Source organism: Aquabacterium sp. (genome assembly GCF_049274795.1).
Lineage (GTDB): Bacteria > Pseudomonadota > Gammaproteobacteria > Burkholderiales > Burkholderiaceae_C > Aquabacterium.
Window position 1 is genome coordinate 1 of sequence record NZ_JBASTH010000096.1, and the last position, 2,312, is coordinate 2,312.

A 2,312-nucleotide genomic window follows, 5' to 3' on the forward strand; every position below is an offset into this window, starting at 1 on the left:
ATACGGCGTGCCGATGGGAGTTCTTTCTCGGCCGATCGTCTGCGCGGTGCGGTATCGCGGCAAAAGAAGGTGACTGCATCCGCACCAACAGGCCAGCCCGCGGAAGACAGCACACTGCGGACCGCCGCCCCAGAGGAAAAGGCGTCGTCCGGATCCAGAACCGGTGAAACAGCCGCGCCCCAGGCCCGGAAAACGGTGGCCGTCAAACCGGTCGGCATGCAGAAACCAGACCAGCCCACGGCTGTTTCGCGTTCGATCCAGGACAAGCTTTCGCGCGTGGCGAAGTTGCGCGGCGGTTAGGCTCGGGGTCGCGGCTCACAGGAACGTTACCAGCCGGATACTCAGAATCCATCTTCTTCCCGATGAGCTTGTTAGCCTTGCGGCGCCGACGACAAGGGAAACAAGCATGGCGGCGGACCTGCCGACTTCGGACAACGAAAGGAACAAGCTGCGCAAGCTGTTGCTTTCTGACACGCCCTTCCAGGGGTATCTCGACTTCAGCCGACCGATCGTTGCGGTGAGCAGGGAGGCCATACGCGAGGGAAAGGCCGCTTATCCGCCGCAGGTTCCGCTAAAGATAAAGATGGCGGCTGGCTGGCCGGCTCAAAGTCTGCAAGGGATGATTGTCGATAGCCTCGACGATCCGCTTCCGATCCAGGCAACGCCCGAGGAGCGGGAGCGGTTCGACCGGGGCGAGCCGCTGCTGGTTCGAGCAAATATGGTCGGCATGCGGACTGAGCGGTCAAGTGGCGGGCAGGTTGCCGACGATATCGAGAAACAGATCAAGAACGCCTTCGCCGTCAACGTGTTCGTGATATACGAGCGGCTTCGGCATCTTGTGCCGCTGCGCGACGGAAAAAATGTCCGCAACTGGGCGGATCAGGAGGCGGCGCAGAACTTTATCTTCGAAAAGGAGCTGCTGTCGCTTCCCTGGCCCGAGCGCGATCATCGCACGACCGGGAAGAGCCGGCGCCACCTCATCGATACGGCCTGGCGCAACGGCCAGCGCCAGAAATTTCTGCGATGCCTGTACCCGGGCAGCAGGCTGCGCCGGGAGATCGCGGCCTGGGCGGAAGACTTTCGCGGCCAGCGCAAGGATGTGATCGAGGAGGAAATCCGCTTTCAGAAGACGCAATTTGTCGCGCTCAACATGTGCCGCGAGCGGGCAAAGGAGTTTCGCTTCATCGAAAGCGAAATCAGTGAGAGCATCCGGCGGGAGCCGGACGGGGATGGGTTTCTCGATCCGAAGCAGGCGGAGGTGGCGGCAGGTCTCAACCACCCGATCGATGCCGGGGCGGTCTTTCCCGCAGTCTATGCCGGGGATTTCGATCCTAAGCTGATGTTCCATCGGCTGGCGAGTTTGAAGGGCTTTGAATTCGTCCGGGACATTGGGAGGATCGCTCGCAGGCAATCCGCACCGTTGTCTCCTGCGCAGTTCATCGAACGGATCGAACGCAGTCGGCAGCATCTTGAAGAGCAGCCCGAGATGTTTAGCGAGCGTCGGCATCCCGAACTGATGAGCGGGCGAGAATTCCTGCTTCACGCGTACAAGATTTATGAAGATCAGTGCGCGGCGTACTTCGCGCGCTGAATCTTTTTTCTGGAAAAAACTCAGAATCCATCCGGCCTCTTCGATTCCATGACTTCTTCCTTGGCCCCGCGATCAACCGGGACGAAGGAAAAAGTCATGACAGAGACAGACAAGGGGCGCTGGGCCATCGTTGTCGCCAACGAAAAAGGCGGGGTCGGCAAATCGACGCTGGCGCTGGCCATCACTGACAAACTGACGATCGCGGGATACTCGCCGGTCGTTATTCAAATCGACCGTCAAAAGCGGTTGTCGGCGGCGCTGGGCCAGGACGTCATCACGATTGCATCCGATCCCAAGGCGGCGCGTGCGGATCCCGGCAAGGAGCTGGCGCGGTTCAGCCCGGTGCTGGACGCCGTCACGCAAGCGGAGACGGCCGCTCCGATCCTCGTCGACATTGGCGCCGGCGAGGTTGGCCGGTTCTCCGAATGGGCGGCTCTGGTCGACCTGGACGAAGAATTTGGCGAATTCGGTTTCCATCCGGTCGTCTTCATACCATTCACGGCCGAAGCAGAAGCGATGCGACAGGCGCATTGGACGGTCGAACGCCTGACGACGGCCATCCCTCGCGCGGACATCATCCTTGCCGAAAACCAGCGCGATGGCCGGATCGCCGATCTGCATCCGGCCTCCACCGCCTGGCGGGAGTGGACCGATAAGCTCAAGCCCGCTGCGGAGAGCAATGCGCTCATCATCATGGGCGCCATTCCTGGCGGCTCATGGC

General features: G+C 61.2%; 3 protein-coding genes. 2 read left to right on the forward strand and 1 reads right to left on the reverse strand.

Features of this window, described 5'->3' with window-relative positions; all coding sequences use genetic code 11:
- Window positions 1-266, reverse strand: a 266-nt coding sequence (locus WAQ08_RS15900; RefSeq protein ID WP_422192831.1) for a hypothetical protein, incomplete at its 3' end; no start/stop codon positions are given.
- 140 nt (window positions 267-406) lie between these two features.
- Here WAQ08_RS15900 and WAQ08_RS15905 point away from each other — a divergent pair.
- Both WAQ08_RS15905 and WAQ08_RS15910 read left to right on the forward strand, forming a co-directional pair.
- Window positions 407-1,591, forward strand: a complete 1,185-nt coding sequence (locus tag WAQ08_RS15905; RefSeq protein ID WP_422192832.1) for a hypothetical protein — start codon at window positions 407-409, stop codon at window positions 1,589-1,591.
- Between the two features lie 96 nt (window positions 1,592-1,687).
- On the forward strand, window positions 1,688-2,312 hold a 625-nt coding region (locus WAQ08_RS15910; protein ID WP_422192834.1), incomplete at its 3' end, for an AAA family ATPase.

Excerpts from the sequence above, each read along its gene's own strand:
- WAQ08_RS15905 (WP_422192832.1), top strand. The coding sequence starts at position 407 with ATGGCGGCGGACCTGCCGACTTCGGACAACGAAAGGAACAAGCTGCGC.